Annotated in this window: 1 protein-coding gene; it reads left to right on the top strand. The window is 33.9% G+C overall.

Annotated features, from left to right (window positions below):
• Positions 1–128: 128 nt before the first annotated feature.
• On the top strand, positions 129–4,121 hold the full coding sequence (locus N4A40_03820) for a hypothetical protein (GenBank protein ID MCT4660966.1): 3,993 nt from the start codon (positions 129–131) through the stop codon (positions 4,119–4,121).
• Positions 4,122–4,192: the final 71 nt, after the last annotated feature.

Genomic DNA, 4,192 nt, shown 5'->3' on the forward strand with positions numbered 1-4,192 from the left:
AATAATTTACCAATAAAGTGCTAAACGAAAACAACACTTTACTATTGTGACTTTGGTATGATTTAAAACGACGATAAAGGGAGAGAATTTCACAAAAATATTATAATAAGGTTATTAGGGAGGAAAACATGAAGAAAATGAAGAGAATAGTATCTATGTCATTGGCAGCATCAATATTATCATCTAGTATGGTTGGTATTGCAGTGCCATCTGATTCTGTAATTATTGGATCGAAGGTATTTATGATTGATCAATTGGAAGATGAAGCGATACTAGAAGAGATCAATAATGCAATAATGGAGTCAGATGATATATTTTACAATATCGATGGAATAACAGGTGATGAGTTTATAGGGATAGATGATAAACAGGTTATGACTGAAGAGCAAAAGACAAATGTAGGTAAGGTTACTATAATCGATGTTAAAGGGCTTAATATTGAAATGGAGAGCTTTGAAGCAGAAAAAGGAAGTGTAGTTGTTTCAAATAAACAAGAATTAGAGAAATACGTTAAGCATGATTTAGTTGAATCTATTGAATTAAAAGAAGAGATTGATTTAGGTGAAGAAGCTCTAAAAATCGAGAAGCCTATAAAGATAAAGTTAAATGGTAAGAAGATAAAAGGTAACGTAGAAATTAAAGTGAAAAAAGCTGAAGATAAAGTTGAAATCGAAGATGATGGAAACGGTGGAATCGAAGGTGAAGTAAAAGTAGAGACTGAAAATGCTGAGGTAGTTCTAGATGCTAAGGTAAAGAAAGTCAGTGCAGAAAAACCTTTCAAACTTGTTGCAAAAGAGAATGCAAAGATAGAGGAAATCACTGAAGAAGTTAAGGCCAAGATAGAAGTGAAAAAAGAAGATGGAGCAGCTGCTAGCGAAGAGAAGGTGAAGGAAGTATTTGGCAAAAAGCCAGAGAAAAAACCTGATACTCGTCCAACGAGACCAGTTTATGTAACTAATGCACCAGTTGGAAGAAGTATAACTGTAGAATATTCGTTTATAGAAGGAAATGCAGAGCCAAAGAATGATGTCAACTTAGATGAAATCTTTACAGATAGAAATGGAGATAAATTAACATATAGCATATTGAGACATGATGGAATTGGAAAAATTGTTCATAATGGAATGTATGGTGGATCAGATGAAGAGGATAACTATGAAGGAATGACGAGATTTTTCTATAGACCAGTTCTTGAAGAAGAAAATGCAGAGTTTGGTAAAATAGTAACTGTTTTTGTTACAGCGAATGACGGAGTAAATACTAGTTCTCCTGTTGCAATCAAATTCAAATGTCCTGACAGACCAAAAGAACCAATTGTAGAAGCTGTAAGTGATAGATTAGAGCAGTTCGAAGATGCTAAATTCAATTTACAATACATCGTAAATAGAAATACTGGTGAGCTTTTGGATGGAGATTACTATGTTGGAATGGGAGCAGAAGAGTATGGCCCTATGATTCAAAAACAAGTTAGATTTAGCCAAGGTGAGGCAGAATTGTTGGTAGATGGATCAAAGTTTGTTGTTCATGGCGAAACAAATTTGATATTTGAAATCAGCACAGAAGAGAATCCTGAATATGGAGAAGGTCACAGATTTAGACGAAGACCTGTATTTGAAAAGGCAGTTCCAGTTGAATGGGGAGAATTAAAGGATGCTCCAGCTGGAGAGGAAGAGGCTCCATTAAGAGTCGCAGTAGGAGAGAGAAAGGCGATACCAGTATTAGAGCTAGATGATGGACCAAGATTATCAGAAGGTGAAAGCGAAAGGTTGGAGTTCGGTGAGCCATTTGGAAGATTTGAGCGACCAGTTGATAGTTCTGTAGTTGCAACATTGGAGACTATGGTAAATATAGAAAAAAGCACAAACCATGCACCTGAATTTAATCCTTCTGGAAACAAATTTACTGTTTTTGCTGGATTAGAAAACGAGATTGAATTGTCAAATGCATTTACTGATGCAGACGGAGACAAGCTTGATATAAAGATATTAGATGAAGCACGCGAGGATAGCGAAATAGATTTTACAGCATATTCTATGAAAGATGGAGACACAGCATTATTCACTCCAAGTGTTGACGATATAGGAAAGACTAAAACATTCCCATTTGAAGCGTTTGATGGAAAGCAGTATAGTGAAGTGTCACCTATAACTATAAGTATAGTTTCTAAAGAGGATATGATTAAAGCGCTTACTGATAAAATAGCTGGACTGAGTCCATATGTTCTAAACGAAGAGGAATATGACACATCAAAATCATTGTTATATGATATTGATTCTATTGTTGCAACAGCAAAGAATGTTGGTGTAACAGATGAAGAGTTGTCAAAGATTGAAGGTTATGGAAAAATAGAGAACGTAAAAGCTGATGTTAAAGAATTTGAAGAAGATTTAGATGGTGCTAATGATTTTGAGAAGTCTCTAAGTCAAATTCTAGATAGAGAAGAAAGCATAATCATAAACGAAGAGACATTAGCTGTAGAGAATGATGATGAAATTTCTGGACTTATAGTAGTGTATGAAAGTCTTTCTGAAAGAGCTCAAAACCTTGTTGAGACTGGATATAGAGAAGCATATGATAATTTGAAAACAGATTATTTAGACGCCCTAGATGCATACGAAACACAATTAGATGACGTAATTGATCGAATGAATGAAATGTATGCAGGCTATAGATTGGAAAATATTGACAATGTACAATTAGCGATATTGAATAGCTTAAATGAAATGAAAGCTAGATTTGAAGCAATACCTGCTGAGTTAAAGAGTGATTTAGATGAGGAGTATCAAGCGATTGTGGATAAATTCTATGGCGCTATAGAAGCTCTTAATGCTAAGAAGCAGATGAAACTTGATGAGATTGAAAAACTTATGGCTGTATATGACGAAGATTTTACTAGAGAGAACTACAATGAGTTAATGAATAGAGTAGAAGCTAACAATGCTAATATTGAGCAGATAACTAGAGAATTAAATCTTTTACCAGAAGAAAGCAAAATATATACAGATGCATATAGAAATAAACATAATGAATTCAGAGCATTTCTTGAAGATTTAAGTCAAATAGAACATGTTGTAAATTTAATAAATGGAGGTATTACCGAAGCAAATCATATATATAATTTGCCTAATATAAAAAGTGCTATTGAAATATATGAAAATTTGGGAGAGCGTGCAAAGAATTTATTAACTGAAGCGGAATTACAAGATATCAAAAGAACGGTGACTGCATTTAATAAATTGAAAGCAGAGTTAATTGCTCAAATAGAAGAACTAGTTGCTGGTTTCACATATGAATTAAATCCAGAAACGATAGAAGAAGTTTTTGCAAGACATCAGCAAATTAGCCAAGAGATGGATGGATTACCAAACGTAGAAGAATTTTTGACAGAATCAGAATTTAATTCTATCGAGGGTGTCACTGCATTTATGGAAGCTGGTAGAGTTATTGGAAGATACAAAATGGATAGAAATAGTGCAGAAGAAGTTGTGAATGAACTTAAAGTTTACTACTCAGATTCTAAATTTACTGTTACATCTGTAAATGTAATAATAATAAAAAATATTTTAGGACAATATGATGCACAATCAGACGATGTTAAGAGTGTGTATACTGCTGAAGAGAATGCTGTGGTAGAAGGTGCTAGAGCGGCAGTTAGTGAATTTGAAGCAGAAGCTAAGTTGAAGGCAATAGAAGAGATTACGTCTATAGTGGCTTTAGTAAATACTGAATGGGTAGAAGTTACTCTTTTGAATTTATCTAGCGTTGAGAAGACTTATGCTGATAAAAGAGGTCAAGTAGATTCTAAGATAAGAGCGTTTTCGATTAGTGACGATGAACTTAATTCAATTGAAGGATATTTAGAATTTATTGGGCATAGCGAAGAGATTGAAGAAGGTAAGGCTATGAGATCTAAAGCAGGAGACTTTTCACATCAATTGATATTGTTAACCGCGGAAATAGATTTTGTTGTTAATTCTGAAAATGTGGAGAGTGTCGATGCTTTGATAGCTAGATATAATGAATTTAGTGATAAAGAGAAGACTTATTTATCACCATCAGACAAGACACTTTATGACAGTGTTGTTGTAAAGCGAGAGGCGTATACTCCTGTAGGAGCGTAATTTTAAACATACAATGGGGATATTTATATAGGGGGAATTAGGGTTTATAGTGACTCTAATTAAATTAAAAA

The organism is Tissierellales bacterium, from assembly GCA_025210965.1.
Taxonomy (GTDB): domain Bacteria; phylum Bacillota; class Clostridia; order Tissierellales; family JAOAQY01; genus JAOAQY01.

What these genes read in the sequence shown, in the direction of transcription:
- N4A40_03820 (MCT4660966.1), top strand. Translation starts at nt 129, where the DNA reads ATGAAGAAAATGAAGAGAATAGTATCTATGTCATTGGCAGCATCAATA.